General features: G+C 73.1%; 24 protein-coding genes. 18 read left to right on the forward strand and 6 right to left on the reverse strand.

Annotated features, from left to right (window positions below; all coding sequences use genetic code 11):
• Positions 1-5: 5 nt before the first annotated feature.
• Positions 6-761 (reverse strand): TetR/AcrR family transcriptional regulator, encoded by a 756-nt coding sequence (locus GA0115234_RS26385; RefSeq protein ID WP_093546447.1) that lies wholly within the window; start codon positions 759-761, stop codon positions 6-8.
• 62 nt (positions 762-823) lie between these two features.
• Positions 824-1,576 carry an SDR family oxidoreductase gene (locus GA0115234_RS26390; protein ID WP_093546450.1) on the reverse strand — a complete coding sequence of 251 codons (753 nt, stop codon included), beginning with the start codon at positions 1,574-1,576 and terminating at the stop codon, positions 824-826.
• Between the two features lie 131 nt (positions 1,577-1,707).
• On the opposite strand from GA0115234_RS26390, the gene GA0115234_RS26395 reads away from it, so the two are divergent.
• Positions 1,708-2,214: a GNAT family N-acetyltransferase gene (locus GA0115234_RS26395; RefSeq protein WP_093546826.1), complete on the forward strand. Its 507-nt coding sequence runs from the start codon at positions 1,708-1,710 to the stop codon at positions 2,212-2,214.
• Positions 2,215-2,355: 141 nt separating this feature from the next.
• Here GA0115234_RS26395 and GA0115234_RS26400 read toward each other — a convergent pair whose 3' ends face one another.
• Together GA0115234_RS26400 and GA0115234_RS26405 are read right to left on the reverse strand one after the other, a co-directional pair.
• Positions 2,356-3,129: a CbtA family protein gene (locus GA0115234_RS26400; protein WP_093546453.1), complete on the reverse strand. Its 774-nt coding sequence runs from the start codon at positions 3,127-3,129 to the stop codon at positions 2,356-2,358.
• A gap of 27 nt (positions 3,130-3,156) precedes the next feature.
• Positions 3,157-3,372, reverse strand: a complete 216-nt coding sequence (locus tag GA0115234_RS26405) for a CbtB domain-containing protein (RefSeq protein WP_093546456.1) — start codon at positions 3,370-3,372, stop codon at positions 3,157-3,159.
• A gap of 261 nt (positions 3,373-3,633) precedes the next feature.
• Here GA0115234_RS26405 and GA0115234_RS26410 point away from each other — a divergent pair, with 261 nt between their 5' ends.
• The 8 genes from GA0115234_RS26410 to GA0115234_RS26445 all read left to right on the forward strand — a co-directional run bounded on the left by GA0115234_RS26410 (position 3,634) and on the right by GA0115234_RS26445 (position 12,228).
• Positions 3,634-4,230 carry a histidine phosphatase family protein gene (locus tag GA0115234_RS26410; RefSeq protein ID WP_093546459.1) on the forward strand — a complete coding sequence of 199 codons (597 nt, stop codon included), beginning with the start codon at positions 3,634-3,636 and terminating at the stop codon, positions 4,228-4,230.
• Between the two features lie 272 nt (positions 4,231-4,502).
• The gene (locus GA0115234_RS26415) at positions 4,503-5,384 is read left to right on the forward strand and encodes a glycoside hydrolase family 16 protein (protein ID WP_093546462.1); all 882 of its coding nucleotides are present in this window, start codon (positions 4,503-4,505) and stop codon (positions 5,382-5,384) included.
• A gap of 120 nt (positions 5,385-5,504) precedes the next feature.
• On the forward strand, positions 5,505-6,566 hold the full coding sequence (locus GA0115234_RS26420) for a GDSL-type esterase/lipase family protein (RefSeq protein ID WP_093546465.1): 1,062 nt from the start codon (positions 5,505-5,507) through the stop codon (positions 6,564-6,566).
• A gap of 73 nt (positions 6,567-6,639) precedes the next feature.
• Positions 6,640-7,953 carry an MFS transporter gene (locus GA0115234_RS26425; RefSeq protein ID WP_161275666.1) on the forward strand — a complete coding sequence of 438 codons (1,314 nt, stop codon included), beginning with the start codon at positions 6,640-6,642 and terminating at the stop codon, positions 7,951-7,953.
• Positions 7,940-9,124: an acyltransferase family protein gene (locus GA0115234_RS26430; protein WP_093546471.1), complete on the forward strand. Its 1,185-nt coding sequence runs from the start codon at positions 7,940-7,942 to the stop codon at positions 9,122-9,124. Before GA0115234_RS26425 ends, GA0115234_RS26430 begins: the two co-directional genes overlap by 14 nt.
• Before the next feature lie 30 nt (positions 9,125-9,154).
• The gene (locus tag GA0115234_RS26435) at positions 9,155-10,165 is read left to right on the forward strand and encodes an LLM class F420-dependent oxidoreductase (protein WP_202554187.1); all 1,011 of its coding nucleotides are present in this window, start codon (positions 9,155-9,157) and stop codon (positions 10,163-10,165) included.
• The gene (locus GA0115234_RS26440; protein ID WP_093546473.1) at positions 10,162-10,929 is read left to right on the forward strand and encodes an alpha/beta hydrolase; all 768 of its coding nucleotides are present in this window, start codon (positions 10,162-10,164) and stop codon (positions 10,927-10,929) included. The genes GA0115234_RS26435 and GA0115234_RS26440 overlap by 4 nt, the downstream gene beginning before the upstream one ends.
• Positions 10,930-11,214: 285 nt before the next feature.
• Entirely contained in the window at positions 11,215-12,228 is a 1,014-nt protein-coding gene (locus GA0115234_RS26445) for a helix-turn-helix domain-containing protein (protein WP_256088820.1), read from the forward strand.
• On the opposite strand, the gene GA0115234_RS26450 is transcribed toward GA0115234_RS26445, so the two are convergent.
• On the reverse strand, positions 12,183-13,067 hold the full coding sequence (locus GA0115234_RS26450; RefSeq protein ID WP_093546479.1) for an alpha/beta fold hydrolase: 885 nt from the start codon (positions 13,065-13,067) through the stop codon (positions 12,183-12,185). The two genes, GA0115234_RS26445 and GA0115234_RS26450, sit on opposite strands and share 46 nt — an antisense overlap.
• A gap of 190 nt (positions 13,068-13,257) precedes the next feature.
• Here GA0115234_RS26450 and GA0115234_RS26455 point away from each other — a divergent pair, with 190 nt between their 5' ends.
• From GA0115234_RS26455 to GA0115234_RS26495, 9 genes are read left to right on the forward strand one after another with little or no spacing between them, the layout of a single operon-like run.
• The gene (locus GA0115234_RS26455; RefSeq protein WP_093546482.1) at positions 13,258-13,896 is read left to right on the forward strand and encodes a hypothetical protein; all 639 of its coding nucleotides are present in this window, start codon (positions 13,258-13,260) and stop codon (positions 13,894-13,896) included.
• A complete protein-coding gene (gene asnB, locus GA0115234_RS26460; RefSeq protein ID WP_093546485.1) occupies positions 13,884-15,707 on the forward strand; it encodes an asparagine synthase (glutamine-hydrolyzing) in 1,824 nt (607 codons plus the stop codon). Before GA0115234_RS26455 ends, asnB begins: the two co-directional genes overlap by 13 nt.
• Positions 15,704-16,258 (forward strand): flavin reductase family protein, encoded by a 555-nt coding sequence (locus GA0115234_RS26465; protein WP_093546488.1) that lies wholly within the window; start codon positions 15,704-15,706, stop codon positions 16,256-16,258. Before asnB ends, GA0115234_RS26465 begins: the two co-directional genes overlap by 4 nt.
• A 2-nt stretch (positions 16,259-16,260) precedes the next feature.
• Positions 16,261-17,724 carry a 4-hydroxyphenylacetate 3-hydroxylase family protein gene (locus GA0115234_RS26470; protein ID WP_093546491.1) on the forward strand — a complete coding sequence of 488 codons (1,464 nt, stop codon included), beginning with the start codon at positions 16,261-16,263 and terminating at the stop codon, positions 17,722-17,724.
• Between the two features lie 15 nt (positions 17,725-17,739).
• Positions 17,740-18,555 (forward strand): class I SAM-dependent methyltransferase, encoded by an 816-nt coding sequence (locus GA0115234_RS26475; RefSeq protein ID WP_093546494.1) that lies wholly within the window; start codon positions 17,740-17,742, stop codon positions 18,553-18,555.
• 54 nt (positions 18,556-18,609) lie between these two features.
• Entirely contained in the window at positions 18,610-20,253 is a 1,644-nt protein-coding gene (locus GA0115234_RS26480; protein WP_107405815.1) for an ABC transporter substrate-binding protein, read from the forward strand.
• Complete coding sequence (locus GA0115234_RS26485) at positions 20,253-21,206, forward strand: ABC transporter permease (protein ID WP_237541757.1); 954 nt, start codon at positions 20,253-20,255, stop codon at positions 21,204-21,206. The genes GA0115234_RS26480 and GA0115234_RS26485 overlap by 1 nt, the downstream gene beginning before the upstream one ends.
• Positions 21,207-21,259: 53 nt before the next feature.
• Complete coding sequence (locus tag GA0115234_RS26490; protein ID WP_202554188.1) at positions 21,260-22,057, forward strand: ABC transporter permease; 798 nt, start codon at positions 21,260-21,262, stop codon at positions 22,055-22,057.
• The gene (locus GA0115234_RS26495) at positions 22,054-23,682 is read left to right on the forward strand and encodes a dipeptide ABC transporter ATP-binding protein (RefSeq protein ID WP_093546503.1); all 1,629 of its coding nucleotides are present in this window, start codon (positions 22,054-22,056) and stop codon (positions 23,680-23,682) included. The genes GA0115234_RS26490 and GA0115234_RS26495 overlap by 4 nt, the downstream gene beginning before the upstream one ends.
• Here GA0115234_RS26495 and GA0115234_RS26500 read toward each other — a convergent pair.
• On the reverse strand, positions 23,636-25,078 hold the full coding sequence (locus GA0115234_RS26500) for a dihydrolipoyl dehydrogenase family protein (RefSeq protein WP_093546506.1): 1,443 nt from the start codon (positions 25,076-25,078) through the stop codon (positions 23,636-23,638). The genes GA0115234_RS26495 and GA0115234_RS26500 overlap by 47 nt on opposite strands.
• Positions 25,079-25,164: the final 86 nt, after the last annotated feature.

The following is a 25,164-nucleotide window of genomic DNA, read 5'->3' on the forward strand; positions in this document are numbered from 1 at the left end:
GTTTCTCAGTGCGCGCGCGGGGCGTTCGACAGGCGGTCCAGCCATTCCGTCAGGAGAGCGCCCTCGGCCGCGCTGAGCGACGGGTCGGGTGACCGCCGCAGCAGCGCGTTCAGCCGGGCCGCGGCGGACGGCACGGACGGTTCGGATGTGGCGGGCACGGTGCCGCCGGGGCCGCGCGGGCCGTCCGCCGCGTCCTCTCCCCGGGATGCGCGGAACGCCTCCGGGGTGAGGACGGCGGCGTGCACGGCGTCGCGTACCCGGTGCGACATCCCGGCGTCGGCGAAGGTAGCGGGGCGCGCGACCAGCATCAGCGCCACGCCCACATTGGCCGACATCACCATCCGGGCCGCCAGTTCGGGGGCCAGGCGCAGTTTGCCGACGGCCGCGGCCCGCTCCAGGTCCCCGGTGAGGATCCGGTGGGATTCCAGGGCCGAGGCGGGCGGGGTGCGCATGGCGGGCGAGTTCATCAGCCGGTACAGATTCGGGTTCCGCAGGGCGAACTCCACATGGCCGTCCCAGCCCTTGCGCAGGTCGTCGATCGGGTCCGCACCCTCGCCGCGCCCCCGTTTCGTCGCGAGGTACGCGTCGAAGCCGTGGTCCACCACCGCCGACAGCAGGCCCTCCTTGTCGCCGAAGTGGCGGTACAGGGCCGGGGCACCCACCTGCGCGGCCTCGCACACGGCCCGGGTGGAGATGTCCCCGTCCGGCGACTCCGCGACCAGCCGCGCCGCCACATCGAGGATGCGTGCTCGTGTGCTCATCGCACGGACGCTATCAAGCGCGCCCCGGTGGGATCGAGGTCCGGGCGGCCCGGCGGGGCGGTTCAGACGATGCCGCCGTTGGCGCGCAGCACCTGGCCGTTGACCCAGCGGGCCGGACCGGCGAGGAAGGAGACCACCTCGGCGATGTCCTGCGGGGTGCCCAGCCGTTCCAGCGGTGCCTGAGCCGCCATCCTCGCGACGGTCTCCTCGTCCTTGCCGTCGAGGAACATGTCGGTGGCCGTCGGTCCGGGTGCCACGGCGTTGACCGTGATGTCCCGGCCGCGCAGCTCCCGGGCCAGTACCAGCGTCATGGCCTCGACGGCGCCCTTGGTCGCCGCGTAGGCGCTGTAGCCCGGCAGGGCCAGCGACAGCACGGAGCTGGAGAAGTTGATGATCGCCCCGCCCCTGCGCAGGCGGCGGGCCGCCTGCTGGTCGACGACGAACGTCCCGCGGATGTTGGTGCGGTGCATCCGGTCCAGCGCGTCCAGATCGATGTCGGCCAGCGGGGCCAGGGTCATCACACCGGCCGCGTGCACCACCACGTCGACCCCACCGAAGGTCTGCTCCGCCAGGTCGAAGAGGGCCGGGACCGCGACCTCGTCGGCCACGTCGGCACGGAAGGCGACCGCCTGCCCACCCGCCTCGGTGATCGCCGCCACCGCCGACTCGGCCTCGGCATGGTGGCCCGCGTAGTTGATGACGACGGCGAATCCGTCGGCCGCGAGCCGCTGGGCGCTCGCGCGGCCGATGCCCCGCGATCCTCCGGTGACGATCGCCACCCGACGCTCGCGCTCGGTGACGGGCTGCTCGCCCATGACGGTGCTCCCCTCTCGGACGGCCGGCGAGGAACCGACCTGGTGTAATCAACGCTAACACTACACTGTTAGCGTTGATACCTTCATATTCGGATGCCGTCCGCCCCTCCCGCGTGATACTCCACTCGCTCATGACCGACCTCGATACCCCGCGCCTCCTGCTCCACCCGATGAACGCCTCCGACGCCCTGCGCGTGGTCGCGGGCACGCCCGGGGAGGGGGCGCACTGGGCGCCCGGCTACCCCTCCCCCGGCGAGCGGGCCGCGGCCGAGCGCTTCCTCGACACCTGCGCGCGGAGCGGCGACCCCAGCCCCTTCGGTTCGTACGAGATACGCCGCCGCGAGGACGGAGAGGTGATCGGCGGGCTGGGATTCCACGGCCCGCCGGACACGACGGGGGCCGTCACGATCGGTTACGGCCTCGTTCCCTCGGCCCGGGGGACGGGTTACGCCTCCGAGGCACTGCGCGCCCTGCTGCGGTTCGCCCGCGATCAGGGGGTGCGCCGGGTGCACGGGGACGCCGATCCGGGCAACACCGCCTCCCGGCGCGTGATGGAGGCCGTCGGCATGCGTCTGATGGAGGAGGACGAGAAGCTGGCGTACTACCGGATCGACCTGGACCCGCGGGCCGAGGAGTGAGCCGGCGTTCCACCGGGACCCGCGGCTGGGGCCTGTCGTCGAACCGCCGTCTGCCGCGGGGCGCGCGGTGGAACGCCGGAACCCCGCCGGGAGATCCCGGCGGGGTTCCGGTCATCAGCCTGTTCGCGGATGTCGAGCCGGTCAGCCCGCCGCAGCGGCCGCCCGGTTCGCCGCGCTCTTCCCGGCCGCGACGGTGCCGGTGCCCGGTGCGAGCAGCCGTTCCGTCAGGGCGCCGAAGACGAGGCCGAACGTCGCCCAGAGGGTGGCCTGCACGGCGAGGGTGCTCAGGCGGAACTCCCACAGCAGGGCTGCCGGGAAGTCCTTGCCGACCTCGTTGTACGAGGGCAGGAACACGTAGGAGACCCCGATCAGCAGGACGTAGGCGGCGGATGCCGCGACCGTCGCGTTCCAGTTGCCCAGACGGGGAGCCAGGCGCCTGCCGAGGATGACCGCGGCGACGGCCAGCAGCACGCTCAGGGCGACCATCAGGAAGAACAGGGCAGTACGCCTGCCGATGGTGTCGGGGTTGCCGACGGCCGGCGGGTTGGCCGGGTACTTCAGGAACGGCACGACGTACACCGCCAGCAGGGCCGCGCCGGCGATCAGCGCGGCCGTGGCCCGCGGGCCGAATCTGCCGATCCGGCCGAGGGCGTAGCAGAACACGAGGGCGGCGATACCGCCGACCGCCACACCGAAGACGAGCACCCCGGTGGCGAGACCGGCGGTGGACTGCATGGTGCGGCTGACCAGTTCCTCGCCGCCGTCGTGGTGGTGGCTGTGCGCCTCCTCCAGAGCGATGGCCGCGTCCACGCGCGACTCACCGAGAAAGTAGGCGACGAGCAGGGCGAGCACGCCCGCGGCGAGGCCGGCCAGCATGCCGCGGACCAAGAGGGCTCTGACAGATATGGAGTTCATGGGGCTTCCCCTGGATCGGACGGTACGTCAGTGGCAGGGGAAACCGAGGAGGTGGCGGCCGTCGTGGACCCACTCGTGGACACCTTCGCCGGAGATGACCGCGGTGGCACCCTGCTCGGCGCCGACGAAGTACAGCAGGACGAGCATGAGGATGCCGAAGAAGACCGCCCAGGGAGCGATGGCCTTCAGGGAAATGGGGGTGATGGCCGGTACGACGGTGGCGGGGGCAGCACTCTGTGCCATGGCAGAACCTCCAGTGGGAACACGCGTCCCGATCGTGGTGCCTGAGACGTGGGTGCTGGGTCTGACTTCCCGCACAGGTACGGGTTCACAGTGGCGCGACCGTGCCGGATTCTCACCGGACTTCCGTCACACCTACGTCATGTTCGCCGTGACCATACCGCTCGGGGAGAAGCGCCGCCATGGTGCCGACGGCGGTCCGGACCACCCGGATGCCATGGTGGGCACACCCAGGGGGCCAGAGTTCAGGGAGTTGACCGGTTCATGACGGTGCACGTGATGTTGATCTCACCGGCGCTCAACACCGCGCTGCGCGAGGCGCGTTTCGACGGCGACGCGCCGCTCGACGCGGCCGGGACCCGCCGGGCCAGGGCCGCCGCACCGGCGGTGCCCGTCGCCGACCGGCAGCTGCGCGGGCCGTCCGAGCGGTGCGCCGGGACCGCCGACGCGCTGGGCCTGCGCGCCGGTCCGGAACCGGCCCTCGGCGGCTGGGACATGGGCCGGTGGAGCGGCCGGCGGCTGGCGGCGGTGAGCGCGGCCGAACCGGAGGCCGTGTCGGCGTGGCTGACCGACCCTTCGGCCGCTCCCCACGGCGGCGAGTCCCTCCTGGAGCTCTGCTCCCGGGCCCGGCGCTGGCTCGCATCGCTGGAGTCCGTCGAGGGCGGCCGGAAGGGCCACCGTGTGCTGGGCGTGGTCGAGCCCGCGGTGGTACGGGCGGTGATCGTCGGGGCGCTCGCCCTGCCGCCGGAGGCGTTCTGGCGGCTGGATGTCGCCCCGCTCACCCTGACCGGGCTCAGCGGCCGGTCCGGCCGGTGGAACCTGCGGTGCGGACAGCCGCTCTCCTCCGCGCCGGGCGACTGACCTCGCCGGCATCGCCGCCCGGGTGCGTCGGCACGGCCGCGTACGACACAGCGCCCGGCGGCCGGGACGGGGTGCCCCCGGGGTCGTGGCACGGGACGTTCCACGAACGGGTGAATGCAAGAAGTGTGGTCTGTACCAAGGTCTTGACACGGTGTTGGTTCACTTCTTCAATCGCATACGGAACCAAAACCTCTCCCTGCTCCCCCACAACGGGCGCTCGTCATACGCATGGCACAGCCCGACCGTTCAGTTCCGCACGGGAAGGACCCCCCATGACCTCTCCCCACCCCCGTCTCCCCCGCCGCCTGCTGTTCTCCGCGATCTGCGCGCTGTCCGCGCTCGCCCTCGTCCCGGCCTCCTCCGGTCTCGCGGCCGGGGTACCCGCGCCGCGGGCCGCGGCCGCGACGTTCACCGACGACTTCGACGGCCCCGCGGGCGCCGCCGTGGACGGCGCCAAGTGGCAGATCGAGACCGGCGACAACGTCAACAACCACGAACGGCAGTACTACACGGCCGGCAACAGCAACGCGGCGCTCGACGGCCAGGGCCATCTGGTCATCACCGCACGCCGCGAGAACCCGAACAACTACCAGTGCTGGTACGGGACGTGCGAGTACACCTCGGCACGGCTGAACACCTCCGGCAAGTTCACCCAGACGTACGGACACGTCGAGGCCAGGATGAAGGTGCCGCGCGGTCAGGGCATGTGGCCGGCCTTCTGGATGCTGGGCGACGACATCGGCCAGGTCGGCTGGCCGAACTCGGGCGAGATCGATGTCATGGAGAACGTCGGCTTCGAACCGTCCACGGTCCACGGCACGTTGCACGGTCCGGGCTACTCCGGCTCCGGCGGCATCGGCGCCGCCTACACCCTGCCCAACGGCCAGGCGTTCGCCGACGACTTCCACACCTTCGCCGTCGACTGGGCGCCCGGCTCGGTGACCTGGTCGGTGGACGGAAACGTCTATCAGCGCCGTACGCCCGCCGATCTCGGCGGCAACACCTGGGTGTTCGACAAGCCCTTCTTCCTGATCCTCAACCTCGCGGTCGGCGGCTACTGGCCGGGCGACCCGGACGGCAGCACCTCCTTCCCGCAGCAGCTCGTCGTCGACCATGTGCGGGTCACCACCAGCGATCTCCGGCCTCCCGCCTGACCGTTCGGCCGGCCCCGGTCCGCCGCTCCTGCCGGTGAGTCCTGATCACAGCATCCGCAACGACTGGTTGCGGCCACCCCGTACGCCGAGGATGGCGACCGATTCGGGGAGGTGGCGCACATGCCGGTGAAACGTGTGGTGGCCGGGGACGATCCCGTGCTGCGATTTCGCGGAGCGGTCTCGTTGCAGCACGGACCGGGCTGGGTCGCACCCTGGCGGGTGCCCCACCAGGAAGCGGAACTGCATCTGCCGGAGGGCGGGATCGGGCGGGCCGCGATGCCCGCCGGTGTCCGCATCACCCTGCGGACCGACAGCCGGGAGATCGGCTGCCGCTACCGGGCCGATCCCGCACCACGGCTCAACGGGCCGCAGGAGCGGCCCCGCCTGGACGTGGTGCGGGAGGGCAGGATCACCGACACCGTGGAGCTCCGCTGCGACGGGCAGGACGCCGAGTTCCTGGTGTCCGGCCTGCCGGGGCGGATGACCACCGTCGAGCTGTGGCTCCCCGTGTACCACCAGTTCCGGCTGCGGGCGCTCCTCGTCGACCGGTCGGCGACGGTCGCGTACGACGACCGCGAACGGCCCCGCTGGGTCCACTACGGCAGCTCCGTCTCGCAGGGCAGGGGCGCCCGTTCGCCCGCCAGGGCCTGGCCCGCGCTGGTGGCCGGGCGGGCCGGGCTCGATCTGACGTCCATCGCGCTCGGCGCGGCGTGCTGCCTCCAGCCGATGACGGCCCGGCTCATGCGCGATCTGCCCGCCGAACTGCTCACGGCCTGCGTCGGCATCAACATCCAGGCACTCGGGAGTCACAGCCCGGCCGCCTTCACCTCGGCCCTCGTCGGTTTCGTGGCCACGGTCCGCGAGCGGCATCCCACGACGCCGTTCGCCCTGATGTCGACGATCATCGCGCCGGACCGCGAGACCGTCGCCGGGCCCTCCGGCCTGACCGTCCGGGACTGCCGCACCCGCACCCGCGAGGCGGTCGAACTCCTGCGCCGCCACGGCGACCCGAACCTCCACTACATCGACGGTCTCGATGTCTTCGGCCCGCGCGAGGCCGGACTGCTGCTGGAGCCCGAGGGCCTGGACCGGCTGCATCCGGGGCCCGCCGGACACCCCGTCCTCGCCGGGCGGTTCCTCGCGGCGCTGCGCCGCAGCCTGTGTGTGCCAGTACCAGCATGATTCGGGATCTGGCTGCCCGGCGCCCGCGGCGGAACGATCGCCTCGTCAGACGCCGTCCGGCGAGAGGAATGCCGTGCCCGAGTCCACCCCACCCGTCGCCGACGAGGCACCGCCCGCCCAGTCGCCACCCGCCCGGGTGCCGTGGGCGACGTACACGGGTGTGTATCTGCTGCTGTTCCTGATCGGCACCGAGACCTTCCTGGTCTCGCCGCTGCTGCCGACCATCGCCGATTCGGTCGGGGTCTCGGTGGCCGCCGCGGCGAGCACGGTCACCGCGTACACCCTGGTGTACGCCCTGACCGCACCGTTCCTCGGGGCGGTGTCCGACCGTTTCGGCCGACGGCCGACCGTGCTCGCGGGCACGCTGCTGTTCCTGCTCGGCAATGCCCTCGCGGCGGTCGCCGGGAATCTGACCGTGCTCGTCGTCGCCCGCGTCCTGGGGGCGCTGGGCGCGGCACTGGCCGGACCCTCGATCTGGGCCCATATCGCGGAGACGGCACCGGCCCCGGTCCGCGGCCGGGCCGTCGGGCTGGGGATGGCGCTCTTCTCCGCCGGGCAGGTGCTGGGCGTTCCGGCCGGCAGCTTCCTGGCGGGCTGGGGCGGCTGGCGGGCCTCGTTCTGGGCGCTCACCGCGCTGACCGCGGCGTCGGCGCCCCTGCTGCTCGCCCAGCTCAAGTCCCGGCCGGCCGAAGGGACCGAGGCGGCGCCGCTGCGGTTCACCGCGGTGTTCTCCGTCTGGCGCGACGGGGTACTGCGGCACACCCTGATCGTCGTCTTCCTGCTGCAGGCCGCGAACCTCGGGGCGTACACCTTCCTCGGCTCGGCGCTCCACGACCGCTTCGGCCTCTCCGTCGACGAACTGGGTCTGCTCGGCATCCTGGTCGGGGCCGGCAGCGCGCTGGGCTCCCTGGCCGCGGGCCGGATCGGGGACCGGGCGCGCGAGCGCGGCTCCGGGGACGCGTGGTGGATCCCGGTGTGGTGCCTGCTGCTGGGCGGTGGAGCGGTGCTGGCCGCGCTCGGGGTGAACTCGGTGCTGGCCTACGCGGCGGTGCTGGTGTGGTTCTTCGCGAGCGGGGCGTTCGGCACGCTCGTCCAGACGCTGCTGGTCTCCTCCCGGCCGGAGCTGGGCGCGACGTCCAGTTCCTGGAACAGCGCGACGCTGTACGCGGGTACGGCGGTCGGCGTCGCGGTGGCGGGGACCTTCGCGCACGCGGACACCGGCACCGCCGTCGTCGGCGGCGGACTCGCCGTGCTGGCCGGGCTGACCGCGCTGCCGCTGGTGGGCCGCCTGCGCCCGGAGACGGCCCGGGACGACGGGGCCGCGAAGACCGGTTCCGCTCCGGCCGGTTCCGGCCCGAAGGAGGCGGCGGCCGATGGGCGTGCCTGACACCGGGCGCGAGCGTGCCCTCGCGCTCGACGGGCTGCGTGCCGTGGCCGCGCTGCTGGTGATCGCGCTGCATGTGGGCATCTACACCGGTCAGGTCGCCTCCAGCTGGCTCGGCATCGGGCAGGCCGGACCGCTCGGACCGGTCATCTCCCGCTTCACCGTGGGAGTGCCGATCTTCTTCGTCCTGTCCGGGCTGCTGCTCTACCGCCCGTTCGCCGACGCGGCCCGCGACGGCGCTCCGCGCCCCTCCACCGGCCGTTACCTCCGCCACCGGGCGGTGCGCATCCTGCCCGCCTACTGGCTGGTGGCCCTGGTGGCGCTCGTGTGGTTCGGCCGGGACACCCTCGCCGCGCCGCTGCCCGCGCTGCGGACCTTCCTGCTGCTGCACATCTACGGCTCCGACCCGATCCCGGCCGGTCTGCCGCAGACCTGGAGCCTGGCGACCGAGGTGTCGTTCTACGCCGTGCTGCCGCTGCTGGCCGCCGCGCTCCACCCCCTGCTGCGGCGGGGCAGGACGGGGGTGGTGCTCGGTGTGCTCGGCGCGGTCGAGGCGGTGACCCTGCTCTCCGTGGTACTCACCCATGTGCCGTCGGCCGGGCCCTATCCGCCGGCCCAGCTGTGGCTGCCCGAGTACGCCGGGTACTTCGCGACGGGCATGGCGCTGGCGGTCGTCGCCGCCCGGACCACCGAACCGCCCGCCCTCGCCCGCAGGCCGTGGCTGTGCTGGGGCGTGGCGCTCGGCGCGTACGTCCTGGTGTCGACACCGCTCACCGGCTCGACGCTGCGCTACCCGACGGTGGGCCAGGCGCTGCTGGAGCACGCGTTGTATCTCGTCGTCGCGGTGGGGCTGGTGGTGCCGCTGGCCCTGGGGCCCGCCCGGCCGGAACGGGCGACACCCGCCCGGCTGCTGTCCCGTCCGCTGCCCGCCTGGCTCGGGCAGATCTCGTACGGGCTGTTCCTGTGGCACATGGTCGTGGTCGAGGCCTGGCTCCGCACGACCGGGGAGCGGGCCGGCTCGGCGGACTTCCTGGTGCTCTTCCCGGTCACCGTGGTGCTCTCCGTCGGATGTGCCGCGCTCAGCCACTACCTGGTCGAACGGCCGCTGCGTCGGCTGCGCGGCCGGACGCCGGTGCCTCGCGGGCGCCCGTCGCCCCGGCCCGCCGCAACCTGAGATCCGTCACGAACAGGAGTACGTACGCCAATGAACGCCGTCCGCTGGGGCATCAATCTGCCTCTGCCCGCCCATGCCCTGGCCGATCACCGTCGCACCGTCGAGGCGCTCCCCGATCTCGGCTTCACCGATGTGTGGACCGGGGAGGGCGGGGGGATCGACGCCTTCACACCGCTGGCCGCGGCGGCGGCCTGGCAGCCGGGACTCCGTCTGGGTACGGGCGTGGTGCCGGTCTTCACACGCGGCCCCGGCATCCTCGCGCAGACCGCGGCGACACTCTCCGAACTGGCCCGTGGCGAGGTCCTGTTGGGTATCGGCGCCTCCGTACCCGCCCATACGACGGCGCTCAACGGCGGGGCGCACGACCGGCCGCTCGCCAGGGTCCGGGACACGGTCCGGTTCCTGAAGCGGGCACTGCACGGCGAGCCGGTGGGCGATGCGTACGAGACGCTCTCGGCCCCCGGTTTCAGTCTCGGCTTCACCCCGTCCAGACCGCCGAAGGTGCTGGTCGGGGCGTTGCGGCCGCGGATGCTCGGGGTGGCGTACGGGGACGGGGACGGGGCGGTCGTCAATCTCCTCACCGCCGAGGACGTGCCGAGGGTGATCGCCGCCGGGCGGGCGGAAGGGGGTGTCGACGGTGTGGACGGCCGGCCGCTGCCCGAGCGGGAGACCGTGGTGAAGCTCTTCGTCTGCCCGACGCGCGACGCGGAGTATGCCAGGAACGCGGGCCGCGGCTTCCTCGGCTGGATCCTCAATCAGAAGCCCTACCACGCGTTCCACGAGTGGCTGGGGCGCGGGGAGTTGCTCAAGGAGTCCTACGAAGCCCATCGGGCCGGGGACCGTCGCGGGGCCGCCGCCGCGCTGCCCGACGGGCTCGTCGACGCGTTGTGGCTGCACGGCGAACCCGCCGCACTGCGCGAGCGGATCAGCCGCTACCTGCATCCCGGGGTGACGACGCTCCTGCTCTACGTCGCGCCGACGCCCGAGCTGTACGGGCGGCCGGAGGCGCTGGCCGGACTGCTCGCGGAGCTCCGGGCATGACCGCCCCCCATCTCCTGGGCGGGCGGCCGGTTTTGCGTGTCCGGCCGCCCGTCGGGGGCGACCGGCCCGTGCTGTTGCAGCTGCACGGGGGCGGCTACCGGGCCGGTGCGCCGGAGCTGAGCCGCCCGCTCGCCGCACACCTCTCCCGTCTCACCGGTTGCGAAGTGGTGTTGCCCGCCTACCGGTTGGCGCCCGCGCATCCGTTCCCCGCCGCCGTGGAGGACGGGCTCGGCGCGTATGCGGAACTGCTGGCGGACGGAGTACCCGCCGAGCGGATCGCGGTCCTGGGCGAGTCGGCCGGCGGAGGTCTGGCGCTCTCCGTGCTCCTGGCGGCGCAGCGGGCCGGGCTGCCGATGCCGGCCGCCGCGGTGGGGCTGTCGCCGTGGCTGGACCTCACCCTGGAGTCCCCCGCGTTCGAGCGGTGCGCGGCCACCGATCCGGTGCTCGACCGGACCTCGCTGCTCCACTCCGCCACCCTGTACCTCGCGGGCGCCGACCCCCGGACCCCTGCCGCGTCGCCGCTGTTCGCCGAGGCGGCGGCGCTGGCCGCGCTGCCGCCCGTGCTGCTCCAGGCGAGCCGTGCGGAGGTGTTGTCGGACGACGCGGAGCGCTTCGGGGCGCGGATGACGGCCGCGGGCGGGGAGTGCCGGGTGGAGATGTGGGACGGGACGACGCACTGCTGGCAGTTGTCCGTGGAACGGCTGCCGGAGGCGGTGGTGGCGGCCCGCTCTGTTGCGGAATTCTTAACGCAACATCTCGCCTGACGGACAACTGCCGAGAAACCGGACAGGGGTGGAGCGGGCCCGGTTAAGCTGGTCCTTGAAAACCGCAGGATCGCGGAGAATCGGGGGCGGCATGCAGCCGGGCGACGGAGTCATGAATTCCGGGCCGTGCGGACGGTGTCGGCGATGTAGGGGCGCACAACAGCGAATCCACTGACCCCGCAGTCGTCGCGACGATCCGGAAGGCCGTTTTCCATGAGCACATCCGTGAATACATCCCTGAATACGTCTGTGAACCGATCCGCGAGCACGTCCGCGAACGCTTCCGTGAAAACCTCCGCGAATGCTTCCGCGGACACCTCTTCGGACTCCTCCGCACACGCGAAAGCGCACCAGGGCGAAGAGATCGGCGAGAGCCGCCAGTTCGCCAATTCCAAGGAGCTGGGGGCGTTCCTCCGCGCCCACCGCGAGCGGCGCTCGCCGCGGGACGTCGGCCTGCCCGACACCGGCCGGCGCCGTACGCCCGGTCTGCGCCGCGAGGAGGTCGCCGCGCTCTCGGGCGTCGGGCTCGCCTGGTACACCTGGCTGGAGCAGGGCCGGGTGATCCCGTCCCGGAAGGTGCTGGAGGCGGTGGCCCGTACGCTCGGGCTGAACGCGGTGTCGTACCGCCATGTCCTGGCCCTGTCGGGGCTGCTGCCGCCCGCCCCGGACGGCGCGGGACACGACGAGGTGGCCGCCCGGGTGCAGTGCCTGCTGGACACCTGGGAGAACAGCCCGGCGGTGCTGCTGGACTCGCGCTTCGACATCACGGCGTGGAACGAGGCGTACGCCGCCGTGTGGTCCGATCCGGCCGCGATCCCGGCCGGGCGCCGCAATCTGATGTGGTGCGTGGCCGGCAGTCCCGCGTTCCGTTCCACGCTGCTGGACTGGGAGCCGCTGGCCCGTGCCGTGCTGGCCCATTTCCGGGGGCAGACCGCGCGGCTCGCCGCGACCGACCGCCGTACCCAGGAGATCTACGCGACCCTGCGCGCGGACTTCCCCGAGCTGGCCGAGTGGTGGGAGTGCCAGGGCGTCGGCGATCTGACGGCCCGCCGGATCTCCGTGCTGCTGCCCCGCCACGGCGGGCTGGACCTGCTGTTCTCGGCGATGCGGCCGGTCGACGACCCGGAGGCGCTGATCGTGGTGCAGGCGCCGGTCGGCCCCGCCGACCGTGAGCTGGTGGCCCGGCTGGTGCGGGAGAGCCGGGGCGCGGGTGCGGAGGTGGTCCGGATCGGGCGGGACCGGGCGGCCGCCGGTCATCCGGTGGCGGCCTCGGCGAAGAAGGAGCGCAGCTCCGCGTAGGTCTCGGCGGGCGCTTCCTCGGGCAGGAAGTGCCCGCAGTCCAGCGCCCTGCCCCGCACGTCGTGCGCCCACCGCCGCCAGACGGCGAGTACGTCATGGCGCTGTTCGGTGTGCGACCGCCTGCCCCACAGGGCGAGCACCGGAGCCTCGATCCGCCGCCCGGCCCGCAGGTCCGCCCGGTCGTGTTCCAGGTCGGGGCCGAACATCGCCCGGTAGTCCTCGCACATCGCGTGCACGACGGCCGGGTCCGCGGCGGCGGCCCGGTAGGCGGCGAGCGCCTCGGGCGCGAACAGCGCGGTGTGTGCCCCGAAGAGGAACGTCTCCGGGGCGCCCGCGATCATCCGCTCCGCGACCGGGTACGGCTGGGCCAGGAGGAACCAGCGCCACAGCTGTCTGGCTCCCGGCGCGTCCACCGCGTCCAGCGCGTCCGCCGTCGGCACGATGTCGAGCACCGCGAGCCGGCCGACGCGCTCCGGATGGTCCAGGGCCAGCCGGTAGGCGCACCGGGCGCCCCGGTCGTGGCCCGCGACGTCGAAGCGGTCGAAGCCCAGCTCGCCCATGACCCGGACCAGGTCGTCGGCCATGGCGCGTTTGCCGTACGGCGACGGGCCCTCGCCGGTCCGGACGGCCCGCCGACTCTCCCCGTACCCCCGCAGGTCGGTGGCCACGACGGTGAACTCCGTGGTCAGCAGGGGTGCGACGGCATGCCACATCGCGTGCGTCTGCGGAAATCCGTGCAGCAGCAGGAGCGGTGGCCCTTCGCCCGCCCTGCGGACGTGCACGGGGCCGCCGTCGGCCCCGGCGACGGTCAGCGAATCGAATCCCTCGAACAGCGCCATCGGGCCAGGATAAACAGTCTGCGGCTCCTCTGGAATTCATTGCGGATGCTGTTATTCGCAGTCACAGGATGGCCGGTGCACCGCCTCGAAAATTGCCATTGACGGAATCGAACCGGCATTCCTATTCTGCGTCAGGAATTTTGAATTCAATCTTTCCGAAGTCCTTCTTCTCCGGTCGAAAGAGCTGCTCATGAAGCAGAAGTACTCCACCGACATGAGCCCGTCGGAGCGCGCCGCACTGTGGCGGCAGCGCCTCTTCGAGGCCGAGGCAGGCCTGACGCGGTATCTCACCGAGACCCGCGGCGGCCAGGACATCGACGACTGGATCGCGGTGCGTTCGGAGATCTTCGCCGACCTGCCGGGCCGGGGCGCCGATACCGATGCCGGCACCGACGACTGGCAGCGTGTCTTCTTCCGTGCCCAGGCCCTGATGGAACGGTTCCTGGTCTCCCGGTACGGGCACGGTGAGCTGGCCGCCTGGGCACGGGCCGGCGCCGAGGTCCACCGCTATGTCGAAGCCGGTCACGGCCGCGGCGCGCTGGACCCGGTCCTCCGGGTGGCCCGCCAGGCCGAGTTGTACGGATCGCGCTACCGCATCGTCGCGGACGGCGCCGAGCGCGCCGCGCTGGAGATCTCGCACTGTGCCATCTGGGACTACCGCGAGCAGGCACGCGCCCGAGGTGTGCGGCTGACGCTCGCGTCGCCCTGCGAGTACTGCGTGCACGCCACCGGCGCCAACATCGCCGCCAAGGGATTTGCCGCACGCCATGAACTCACCGAGGGCCCCGATGGCCCCGGTTGCATCTGGGAGGCGCAATGTGCGGCATAGCCGGGTGGGTCGACCGGGACCGCGATCTGCGGACCGAGGCGCGGACCGTGCGGGCGATGACCGACACGATGGTGCTGCGCGGCCCCGACGCCGGAGACGTCTGGCTCTCCGAGCATGCCGCTCTCGGCCACCGCCGGCTCGCCGTCATCGACATCGAGGGCGGCAGCCAGCCGATGGAGGCCCGCGACGGCGACGGCCGGGTGCTGGCCGCGATCACCTACAGCGGCGAGGTCTACAACTTCCGGGAGCTGCGGGCCGAACTCACCGCGCTGGGGCACCGCTTCCGTACCGGCTCGGACACCGAGGTGGTGCTGCGGGCCCACCTCCAGTGGGGCGAGGCCGCGGTGCCCCGGCTGACCGGGATGTTCGCGTACGCCGTCTGGGACGTCTCCCGGCAGGAGCTGCTGCTGGTCCGTGACCGGCTCGGGGTGAAACCGCTGTACTGGACGGCAGGTGACCGCCATCTGCTGTTCGGTTCGGAACCGAAGGCCGTCCTGGCCAACCCGCTCTTCACCGCCGAGACGGACGCTGAGGGGCTGGCCGAGCTGTTCGCGGTGCCGTCCGCGCCGACACCGGGCCACACCGTGTTCCGGGGGCTGCGGACGGTACGCCCAGGGCACACCGTGCGGTTCGGTCCGGCGGGCGTGAGCGAGCGGGCGTACTGGACCCTGGAGACCCGGCCGCACACCGACGACCTCGACACCACCGCTGCCCGGGTGCGCGAGCTGCTGACCGACGCCGTGCAACGCCAGCTGGTGAGCGACGTTCCTCTGGGGCTGCTGCTCTCCGGCGGGCTCGACTCCTCCACGCTGACCGCGCTGGCGGCGGACGACGCGGACGGCGACAAGGTGGCGACGTTCTCGGTGGACTTCCCGCCGGACGAGCAGCCCGAGCGGCTGGGCGACTGGAACCGGGACAGCGACGCGCCGTACATCCAGGAGCTGGCGGACCGGCTCGCCACCACGCACACGGCGGTGACGGTGCCGGGCAGCGAACTGCTGGCGCACCGCTCCATCGGGCTCCAGGCCCGTGACCGGCCCGGCTGGGGCGAGCCGGACGTCTCGCTGTACCTGCTGTTCAAGGGGGTGCGGCGGCATGTCACGGTCGCGCTGTCCGGGGAGGTGGCCGACGAGGTGTTCGGCGGCTATCCGTACTTCCACCACGACCGTCCGCTCGACACCTTCCCCTGGCTGGGCGGCGGGCCGTCCCCGGCGGGCCTGTTGCGGCCGGATGTCGCGGAGTGGGTCCGGCCCGGGGAGTACGCCGCCCGGCGGTTCGGCGAGGCGCTCGCCGAAGTCCCGCATCTGGAGGGCGAATCGGGCCAGGAGCGGCGTGCACGGCAGATCTCCTATCTGGCCCTGACCCGCTGGCTCCCCGCTCTGCTGGACCGCAAGGACCGGATGAGCATGGCGGCGAGCCTGGAGGTGCGGGTGCCGTTCGCGGACCACCGGCTCGTCGAGTACCTGTGGAACGTGCCCTGGTCGCAGAAGAACGCGGGCGGTGTGCCCAAGGGGCTGCTGCGGCGGGCTGTCGGTGATCTGCTGCCCGCGAGCGTGCTGCACCGGCCCAAGAGCGGCTACCCGGCCAGTTCCGCGCCCGGGTACGGGCGGACGCTCCGGGCACTGGCCGAGGATCTCGTGCAACGGAACGGCCCGGTCTTCGACCTGGTGGACCGGGACGCGGTCAAGCGGCATCTGGCGGCGGGAACCCCGCTGCCGGGGCCGCGTGCCGCACCGCACCCGACCGGTGGGCTGGACCACCTGCTGGCCGTGGACCGCTGGCTCGACACCTACGGGGTGAGGGTGCGATGAGCCTCACGACCGGCCGCGAGCCGACGGCGGAGGAGTATCTGGCCGCCGCCCGGACGTTCCCCACCGGGGTGACCGTCGTGGCCACCCGCTACCGGGACGGCACGCCCGCCAAGACCGTCTCCGCCTTCGCCTCGCTCTCCCTGGACCCGCTGCTGATCGCCGTGGCGATCGGCCGGCACAGCCCGCTGATCTGGGCGGCGCGCGCCTCCGGTGTGCTGTCGGTGAACGTCCTGCGCCACGACCAGCAGGAGGTCGCCGACTACTACGCGGCGCCCGAGCGCGGCCGGGCCCAGCCGCCCCCGGTGGGCCTGCGGCGGGAGCGTACCGGTGCGCCCGTCCTCGACGACTGCCTGAGCTGGTTCGACTGCCGGCTGGTCACCGTGACACCGGGCGGGGACCACGCACTGCTCATCGGCCAGGTCGTCGGGGTGCGGACCGGCAGCGGTCCGCCGCTCGTGCACCACGCCGGCCGCTATCGCGGCCTCAGCCATCTCACACACCACGGGACACCGCCGCCCCGGACCCCTCTCCCGCATCAGCAAGGGACCTGACGATGACCTCCTCTCTCACCTCGGCCGTCGAACCGCTCGGCGTACTCGACGGCGCACGTTTCCGGGCCGGTCTCGACGACGGTCGCAGTGTGTGGCTGGACGGCGAAGAGATCAAGAACGTGGCCGGGCACCCGGCGTTCGCCGCCCCGGTCGCCGAGCTCTCCCGGCTGCTCGACCTCCAGCACGACCCGGCCCACCGCGACCTCCTCACCGTCGAGGACCCGGAAACGGGTCTGCGTATCGGCCGCGGCTACCATCCGCCGCGCACCGCAGAGGAGTTGAGGGCCGCCCGGGACAGTGCCGAGGTGTGGATGCGGGAGTCCTGGGGCCAGCACGGCCGCTCCCCCGCCTTCATGTCCTCCATCGCCGTCGGCCTGCTGGACTTCCGGCACCGGCTGGAGACCAGCCGGCCCGGTTTCGGCGCGAACGCGCAGGCGTACCACCGCTTCGCGGCCTCGCGCGACCTGCTGCTGACGCACGCGCTGGGCGATCCGCAGATCGACCGGTCGGCCAGTCCGGTGGACCACCCGGACCACGCGCTGCGGGTGCTGCGCGAGGACAGCGCCGGGATCGTGGTCCGCGGGGCCAAACAGCTCACCACGCTCGCACCGTTCGCCCACGAGGTGCTGGTCTACCTCTCGGCCTCGTTCGCCCAGCGCGGCGCCGAGGAGTTCGTACTGTGGTTCGCGCTGCCGCTGAACGCGCCGGGGCTGCGCATCCTGTGCCGCGAGCCGTTCGGCACCGAACCGCACGGGCATGCCCATCCCTTCGCGCGCCGGTACGACGAACAGGACGCGATGCTGTTCTTCGACGACGTGACCGTGCCGTGGGACCGGGTGTTCCTGCTCGGCGACGGCGCGCTGGCCCGTGAGGGGCTCGGCCGGATCAACGCGTGGAGCCAGTACATCGGCCAGGTCCGCTACCGCGAGCGGCTGCGCACCCTGCTGGGGGTCGGCTCGCTGCTCGCGGAGTCGATCGGGGTCGACGGGTTCCGCAACATCCAGGAGGACCTGGGGGAACTCGCCGGGTACGCCCAGGTGCTCGACCACTTCCTGGATGCCGGGGAGGCCACCGCGTACCGCACCGACAGCGGGCTGCTGGCCCCCGGGCCGACACCGGCCGCCGCGGTGTGGGCGGCGCAGGTGGCCGGGCGCGCGGTGGGGATCGTACGGGGCATCGGACAGTCGGGAATCCTGATGCAGCCCACCGAGAACGATCTGCGGTCGGCCGAGCTGCGGCCGCTGCTGGACCGCTACATGCGCGGCAAAGGCATCGACGCCGCGCACAAGTCCCGGCTGTTCAGGCTCGCCTGGGACCTGACGGCCGACAGCTTCGGGCAGCGGCAGGACCTGTACGAGTACGTGCACCGGGGCGACCTCGCGCGCAACCGGATCAACCTGTACCGCAACCACGATCTGTCGGCGGTGCGCGAGCGCATCGCGGCACTCATCGACGCCCCGCTGTGAAGGGACCGCTCCGACATGACCGACGACATACTCGACCGCGCCCGCACCCTCTCCGGGTACGACGACGTCAGCCGGATCCGGCAGGCGCAGGACCATGGCTGGGTCCTCGGTCTCGCGCCGGGCACTCCGCGCACCCTCCTCGATCTGGGCTGTGGGACGGGGGCGTTGCTGGAGGCGGCGCTGGACCGCTGGCCGGACGCGGCGCGCGCGGTGGGGATCGACGGTTCCGGCCACCGGGTCCGCGAGGCCGGGGTGCGCCTGGCCGGACGGGCCGAGCTGCTGACCGGGGACCTGCTGAGTCTGCCGGCCCTGGACGACCGGTTCGACGTGGCGTTCATGACGTCCGTGCTGCACTGGCTGCACCCGGACGAGGACCGGGCCTTCGCCTGGATCGCCGCCCATCTGGCGCCCGGCGGCGCCTTCGTCCTGACGACACATCACCCGGCGACGGACGGTGCGGGTCTCGGGGGTGAGGATGTCGTCGCCGTCGACGCCCTGCGGTCGCTCGGGGCCCCGGACGACCTGTCCGGGGTCGTGCCGATGGGAGTACGGGCCCGGCCGGCGAAGGACGTACGGGCCCTGCTGGAGCGGCACTTCACGATCGAGGAGTCGCACGAACGGACGGCGCCGGTGCGGGCCGCCGATGCCCGGCAGTACCGGGACTTCCACGCCGCCACGTTCGGCACGTACTTCAGCCGGCTGCTCCCCGACGACCGGCAGACGGAGTTCTTCGACGCGGTCGGCCGGGCCGCCGCCGCCCGGACTGCGGAGCACGGGGAGGTCTACCGCATCACGGTGCGTGCCTGGCGCGCCGTGCGGCTCCCCCGCTGACTCCGCGCCCCTCACTCCCCACTCCTCTGTCGCACCTCTCTGAACGGAGCTTCCGTGCCCACACGCCGGTCCTTCCTCCTGCTGTCCGCCGGTGCCCTGACGGCGGCCGGCCTCACCGCCTGCTCCACGGCCGAGCCCTCCCCGGGTGCGGGCGGTGCGCCGCGCGACGGCGGGACGCTCACCTTCGCCACCGATGTCGAGCCGGACAACTTCGACCCGCACGTCTCCCCGGCCGACATCGTGGGGGTGCTGCTGCGCAATGTCTTCGACTCCCTGGTGGCGCAGCGCCAGGACGGCGGTTTTGAACCGTGGCTGGCCAGGGAGTGGGAGGTGTCGGACGACGGGCGGGCGTACACCTTCCGGCTCCGGGACGACGTGGAGTTCACCGACGGCACTCCGTTCGACGCGGCGGCGGTGAAGGCGAACTTCGACCACATCGTCGCCCCCGCCACCAAGTCCCAGTACGCGGCCACGCTCATCGGCCCGTACGCGCGCACGGACGTCGTGGACCGGCACACGGTGACGGTCCGGCTGAAGAAGCCGTACGCCTCGTTCCTGCACGCCGTGTCGACCACGTATCTCGGCTTCCACTCGCCCGAGGCGCTGCGTGAGCGGCCGGGCGAACTGGCGGCGGGTGGTGGCGCCTCGGTCGGCACGGGGGCGTTCACCTTCGTCTCGCGCGTCAAGGGCCAGCGGCTCGTCTTCGCCCGCAACGCCTCCTACGCGTGGGCGCCCGCCTCCGCGAAGAACGACGGTCCCGCCCATCTGGAGCGGCTGGTCGTCACGTTCCTGCCGGAGAACGCCACCCGGGTCGGCGCGGTGACCTCCGGCCAGGCGGATGTCGCCGACGCCCTGCCGGCCAACCGGATCGCCGCGCTGAAGTCACAGCCGGGCCTCTCCATCAGCAGCCACGACTCGCCCGGCATCGTCTACTCGTACTTTCTCAACACCGAACGCGCCCCGTTCGACCAGCGGGACGCCCGGCTCGCCGTGCTGCACGCCGTCGACACGGAGGCCATCACCAAGGCCGTCTTCGCGGGTCAGTACCGGCGGGCCTGGGGCCCGCTCAGCCCGTCCACACCCGGCTACGCCGCCGCCGTGGAGAACAGCTGGAAGCACGACCCGGCGCGGGCGGGCGCGCTGCTCGACGGACTCGGCTGGACCGGCCGTGACGCCGACGGCTACCGGACCAGGGACGGCAGACGGTTCCGGCTGACCCTGCTGTACGTCCCGGCGTACACCAAGTCCGAGCGGCGCACCTTCGACACCGCGGTCCAGGACGACCTCAAGAAGGCGGGCATCGAGCTGGTCCTCAAGCCGCTGGACGCGGGCAGCTACACCCCTGTGCGCGATCGTGGGGAGTACGACATCATCGCCTTCGCCTGGGGCGGCTCGGACCCGGACCTGCTGCGCACGGTCTTCCATTCCGGGAGTCAGCTCGCGGACGGCGGGGCGAACGGCTCCCGGCTGCACGACCCACGCATCGACGGCTGGCTCGACACGGCGACCGCGACCACCGGGCGCAAGGAGCGCGAGGCGCTGTACGCGAAGGTGCAGGAGCGGATCGTGGCGCAGGGCTACGCGCTGCCCGCCTTCGTCGGCACCCGCCAGCTGGGGGTCCGGGGCCGGGCGCACGACGTGGCGTTCGACGCCTCTGCGTGGCCGCTGTTCCAGGGCGCGTGGGTGGACGGCAGCTGATGTCCGTCATGCGTCGGTGGGCGGTGCCCGTGGTGCGCCGGCTCGGCTCGGGGGTGCTGGTGCTGTGGGGCGCGGCCACCGTCTCGTTCCTGGTGCTGCACCTCGTTCCGGGCGATGTGGTGGACACGGTGCTCGGCCCCTCGACGGCTGCTACGCCCGAGCTGCGTGAGCGGATCCGGGCCGACTACGGACTCGGGGATCCGCTGCCGGTGCAGTATCTGCGGCAGCTGGCCGGTCTGCTGACCGGTGATCTGGGCCGCTCGTACCAGCAGGGTCTGCCGGTCGGCGATGTGCTGGCGGGTCAGATCGGGCCCACGGTGGAGCTGGCGCTCGCGGCGACGGTGCTGGCGCTGCTGATCGCGTTCGTGGCGGCCGTCGCCACCGCGGGCCGGGGCCGGGCCGCCCGCGCGGTGGCTTCGGGTCTTGAGCTGCTCGCGGTGTCCGTGCCGTCGTACTGGCTCGGCATCCTGGCGTTCACGTTCCTGTCGTACCGCTTCCGGCTGCTTCCGGCGGCGGGCGATCAGGGTCCGGCGGCGTTGGTCCTGCCCGCGCTCACCCTCGCGCTGCCGATCGGCGGGGTGCTGGCCCGGGTCGTGCGGCAAGAGCTCGACGAGGCGCTGGCCAGGCCGTTCGCGCTGACGGTTCGGGCCCGGGGCGCGACCGAGCGGACGGTGTTGCTGCGGCACACCCTGCGTCATGCGGCGCTGCCCGTGGCCACGTTGTCCGGGTGGGTGGTCGGCAGCCTGCTGGGCGGGGCGGTGCTCACCGAGACGGTGTTCGCCCGGCCGGGCCTCGGCCGGGTGCTGGTGACGGCGGTGACGTCCAAGGACATCCCCGTGGTCACCGCGCTGGTGCTGTTGTCCGCGGCGGCGTTCGTCGTGGTGAACCTGCTGGTGGATCTCGCCTATCTGGTGATCGATCCGCGGCTGCGTACGGAAGGGGCGGGCGTATGAGCGTGGTCGCGCGGACATGGGGCGGGCCGGCCGGCGGGAGGGTAGGCCGGCGGGTGGCCCCGGCGGTGGCCGCGGCGGTGCTGGTTCTGCTGGGCGTGGCGGTGGTCTTCCCCGGGCTGCTCGCCCCGCACCCGCCGAACGACACGGATGTGGTGTCGGCGTTCCGGCCACCCGGCGGCGGGCACCCGTTCGGCACGGACGAGCTGGGACGCGATGTGCTGTCCCGGGTGGTGTACGGGGCGCGCCCGTCGCTGGCGATCGGGCTCGGTGCGACCGCGCTCGGCGTGCTGGCCGGCCTCGCCATCGGGCTGCTGGCGGCCACGGGTCCGCGCGTGGTCGACCGGGCGCTGATGCGTGGTCTCGATGTGCTGCTGGCCTTTCCCGAACTGCTGCTGGCGCTGCTGGTGGTCACGGTCGTGGGTTCGGGTACGGCGAACGTGCTGGTGGCGATCGGCATCGCGGCCGTGCCCACGTACGCGCGGCTGGTGCGGGGCCAGGCGCTGCCGGTCATCGGGTCCCCCTACGCGGAGGCGGCCGTGGTGCTGGGGGTGCGGCGGCCGGTGATCGTGCTGCGGCATGTGCTGCCCAATGTGACGGGGCCGCTGCTGGTCCTGGCCACCATCGGCACCGGGACGGCGGTGATCTCCGGTTCGGCGCTCAGCTTCCTGGGGCTCGGCACCCCTCCACCGGCCGCCGAGTGGGGGTCGATGCTGTCGGACGGCCGGGAGTTCCTGGCGACCGCGTGGTGGACGGCGACCTTCCCGGGGCTGGCGATCGTCGCGGTGGTCCTCTCGGTGACGGTACTGGTCCGGTCGCTGCGGTCCCGTACGCCGAAGGGGGCCGGGGCATGAGCGCGCTGCTGACCGTCGAGAACCTCGATGTGCGCTTCGGGCCGCGGCGCGGTGGAGCGGGGGCGGCCCCGGTCCATGCCGTGCGGGACGTCAGCTTCTCCGTCGCCGCGGGCGAATGCCTGGCCCTGGTCGGGGAGTCGGGCTCCGGCAAGAGCACGGTGGCGCGTGCCCTGCTCGGGCTCGCCGGTGCCGGGGCGCGGACGAGTGCGCGGACCCTGCGGGTGGACGGGCGGGACGTGACCGGGTTCGGGGCGCGCGAATGGCGCTCCGTGCGGGGCCGGGTCGTCGGGCTGGTCGCCCAGGACGCGCTGGTGTCGCTGGACCCGCTGCGCCGGATCGGGGCCGAGATCGCGGAACCGATGCGGCTGCACGGTACGGCGGAGCGGTCGCGGATCGGTGCGCGGGTCGTCGAGTTGCTGCGCCGGGTGGGCGTCCCCGATCCGGAGGCTCGGGCGACGCAGTATCCGCATGAGCTCTCCGGAGGGCTGCGGCAGCGGGCCCTGATCGCCTCGGCGCTGGCCGCCGGCCCCCGGCTGCTGATCGCGGACGAGCCGACCACCGCCCTCGATGTGACCGTGCAGGCGCAGATCCTCGATCTGCTCGCCACGGCGAAGGAGGACGGCACGGGGCTGCTGCTGATCAGTCACGACCTCGGTGTCGTGGCGCGGATCGCGGACCGCACGGCGGTGCTGAGACGGGGCGAGGTCGTGGAGACGGGGCCGACGCCCGCACTGCTCGCCGCGCCCCGGCACCCGTACTCCCGCGCCCTGGTGGCGGCGTCCGTGCTGCGTTCCCCGCCGCGCGCCCCGAAGCGGACCGGGACCGTGCTGGAGGTGGACGCGGTGTCGCTGTCGTACGGGGCGCGCACGGCGGTCCGCGAGGTCTCCTTCACACTGCGCGCGGGTGAAACGGTCGGGCTGGTCGGTGAGTCGGGCTCCGGCAAGAGCACCGTGGCCCGGCTCGCGACCGGTCTGCTGCGACCGCACTCCGGCACCGTGCGGCTGGACGGCGAGCCGTGGTCCGAGCTGCCCGAACGCCTGCGGCGGCCGCGCCGGGCCCGGATCCAGCTGATCCACCAGGACCCGTACAGCGCCTTCGATCCGCGCTTCACGGTGTCCCGGATCATCGCCGAGGGCATCCCGCGCCACGAGGACCGGGCCGCCCGCACCCGCGAACTCCTGGGCCTGGTGGGTCTCGGCCCCGAACATCTGCACCGCCGCCCCGACCAGCTCTCCGGCGGCCAGCGCCAACGCGTCGCCATCGCCCGTGCCCTGGCCCCGTCCCCCGGCGTCCTGGTGTGCGACGAGCCGGTCTCGGCACTCGACGCCTCGGTGCGGGCACAGGTCCTGGATCTGCTGGACGACGTCCAGCAGCGCCTGGGCACGGCCCTGTTGTTCGTCTCGCACGATCTGTCGGTGATCCGGCGGATCAGCGACCGGGTCCTGGTGATGAAGGACGCGGAGGTGGTGGAGGAGGGCACGGCCGAGGAGGTGTTCGACGCACCGCGGCACCCGTACACGAAGTCGCTGCTCGCGGCCGCCCTCACGGCCGGTACGGATGCCGCCCCTCCCGGAGTGCCTACGCGTCCCGGTACGCCTCCAGCAGCCGCAGCCAGACCTCGCTGATCGTCGGGTACGCGGGGACGGCGTGCCAGAGCCGCTCGATGGGGACCTCGCCCGCGACCGCGATCGTCGCCGAGTGCAGCAGCTCGCCGATGCCCGGTCCGACGAAGGTGACGCCGAGCAGGATCTCCCGGTCGAGGTCCACGATCATCCGGGCGCGGCCCCGGTAGCCGTCCGCGTACAGGCCGGAGCCGGCCACCGCGGCGAGGTCGTGGTCGACGGCGCGTACCCGGTGTCCGGCCTGCTCGGCCTCGGCGAGGGTGAGGCCGACCGAGGCGGCCTCCGGGTCGGTGAAGACGACCTGGGGGACGGCCGCGTGGTCGGCGGTGGCCGCGTGGGCGCCCCAGCGGTCGGTCTCCAGCAGCGGTACGCCGGCGGCGCGGGCGGCGATCGCGGCGCCCGCGATGCGCGCCTGGTACTTCCCCTGGTGGGTGAGGAGCGCCCGGTGGTTGACGTCCCCGACCGCGTAGAGCCAGCTGGTGCCCTCGACACGGCAGCTGTCGTCGACGGTGAGCCAGGAGCCGGACGCCAGGCCCACCGTCTCCAGTCCGAGGTCGTCGGTGCGCGGGGCCCGTCCGGTGGCGAAGAGGATCTCGTCGGCCTCGACGTGCCCACCGCCCGCCAGCTCCACGGTGACCGGGCCGTCCGGGACCGCGCGCCATACGGCGGCGACCGAGACCCCGGTGCGGAGGTCGGTGCCCGCCTCGGTGAGGGCCTGACCGACCAGTTCGCCGGCGAAGGGCTCCATCTTCGGCAGGAGTCCCTTGCCGCGGATCAGCATCGTCACCCGGGCGCCGAGGGCCTGCCAGACGGTGGCCATCTCCACCCCGACCACTCCGCCGCCGACGATCACGAGCCGGCCCGGCACCTTCTTGGCGCTGGTCGCCTCCCGGCTGGTCCAGGGGCGGGCCCCGTCGACGCCGGGGAGGTCGGGCACGACGGCGCGGCTGCCGGTGCAGACGGCGACGGCGTGGCGGGCGGTGAGCCGGTGCCCGGTGCCGTCGGGCGCGGTGACGGACACCGCCTTCACGCCGGTGAGTCTGCCCCGGCCGCGGTAGAGGTCCGCGCCGATGCCCTCCAGCCAGGCGACCTGGCCGTCGTCCTTCCAGTGCGATGCGTAGGTGTCGCGGTGGGCGAGGACCGCCGCGGTGTCCAGCGGCCCCTGGACGGCGTCGCTGAGGCCCGGGACGCGGCGGGCGTCGGCGCGGGCTACCACCGGGCGCAGCAGGGCCTTGCTGGGCATGCAGGCCCAGTAGGAGCATTCGCCGCCGACGAGTTCCGCCTCGACGACCGCGGCGCTCAGCCCGGCGGCCCGCGCCCGGTCGGCGACGTTCTCGCCCACCGGACCCGCTCCGATCACCACGACGTCGTACTCGGCGTTCTGGGAAGCATCTGTCATGGGAACAGTCTGGTCGCGGGTGTGCGCGGCGGCCACATGGGCAGGCGGAATAGGGCAGGTGCAGGCACCGTTGTCCGGACAGGTCC

The organism is Streptomyces sp. DvalAA-43, from assembly GCF_900091725.1.
Classification (GTDB): Bacteria; Actinomycetota; Actinomycetes; order Streptomycetales; family Streptomycetaceae; genus Streptomyces; species Streptomyces pulveraceus.

Bases quoted from the DNA above. Each gene is read 5' to 3' on its own strand.
- GA0115234_RS26440 (WP_093546473.1), top strand. From the start codon at position 10,162: ATGACCGCCCCCCATCTCCTGGGCGGGCGGCCGGTTTTGCGTGTCCGG.
- GA0115234_RS26495 (WP_093546503.1), top strand. From the start codon at position 22,054: ATGAGCGCGCTGCTGACCGTCGAGAACCTCGATGTGCGCTTCGGGCCG.
- GA0115234_RS26465 (WP_093546488.1), top strand. From the start codon at position 15,704: ATGAGCCTCACGACCGGCCGCGAGCCGACGGCGGAGGAGTATCTGGCC.
- asnB (WP_093546485.1), top strand. From the start codon at position 13,884: ATGTGCGGCATAGCCGGGTGGGTCGACCGGGACCGCGATCTGCGGACC.
- GA0115234_RS26485 (WP_237541757.1), top strand. From the start codon at position 20,253: ATGTCCGTCATGCGTCGGTGGGCGGTGCCCGTGGTGCGCCGGCTCGGC.
- GA0115234_RS26435 (WP_202554187.1), top strand. From the start codon at position 9,155: ATGAACGCCGTCCGCTGGGGCATCAATCTGCCTCTGCCCGCCCATGCC.
- GA0115234_RS26410 (WP_093546459.1), top strand. From the start codon at position 3,634: ATGACGGTGCACGTGATGTTGATCTCACCGGCGCTCAACACCGCGCTG.
- GA0115234_RS26405 (WP_093546456.1), bottom strand. From the start codon at position 3,372: ATGGCACAGAGTGCTGCCCCCGCCACCGTCGTACCGGCCATCACCCCC.
- GA0115234_RS26415 (WP_093546462.1), top strand. From the start codon at position 4,503: ATGACCTCTCCCCACCCCCGTCTCCCCCGCCGCCTGCTGTTCTCCGCG.
- GA0115234_RS26450 (WP_093546479.1), bottom strand. From the start codon at position 13,067: ATGGCGCTGTTCGAGGGATTCGATTCGCTGACCGTCGCCGGGGCCGAC.
- GA0115234_RS26430 (WP_093546471.1), top strand. From the start codon at position 7,940: ATGGGCGTGCCTGACACCGGGCGCGAGCGTGCCCTCGCGCTCGACGGG.
- GA0115234_RS26420 (WP_093546465.1), top strand. From the start codon at position 5,505: ATGCCGGTGAAACGTGTGGTGGCCGGGGACGATCCCGTGCTGCGATTT.
- GA0115234_RS26395 (WP_093546826.1), top strand. From the start codon at position 1,708: ATGACCGACCTCGATACCCCGCGCCTCCTGCTCCACCCGATGAACGCC.
- GA0115234_RS26470 (WP_093546491.1), top strand. From the start codon at position 16,261: ATGACCTCCTCTCTCACCTCGGCCGTCGAACCGCTCGGCGTACTCGAC.
- GA0115234_RS26390 (WP_093546450.1), bottom strand. From the start codon at position 1,576: ATGGGCGAGCAGCCCGTCACCGAGCGCGAGCGTCGGGTGGCGATCGTC.
- GA0115234_RS26385 (WP_093546447.1), bottom strand. From the start codon at position 761: ATGAGCACACGAGCACGCATCCTCGATGTGGCGGCGCGGCTGGTCGCG.
- GA0115234_RS26500 (WP_093546506.1), bottom strand. From the start codon at position 25,078: ATGACAGATGCTTCCCAGAACGCCGAGTACGACGTCGTGGTGATCGGA.
- GA0115234_RS26400 (WP_093546453.1), bottom strand. From the start codon at position 3,129: ATGAACTCCATATCTGTCAGAGCCCTCTTGGTCCGCGGCATGCTGGCC.
- GA0115234_RS26455 (WP_093546482.1), top strand. From the start codon at position 13,258: ATGAAGCAGAAGTACTCCACCGACATGAGCCCGTCGGAGCGCGCCGCA.
- GA0115234_RS26475 (WP_093546494.1), top strand. From the start codon at position 17,740: ATGACCGACGACATACTCGACCGCGCCCGCACCCTCTCCGGGTACGAC.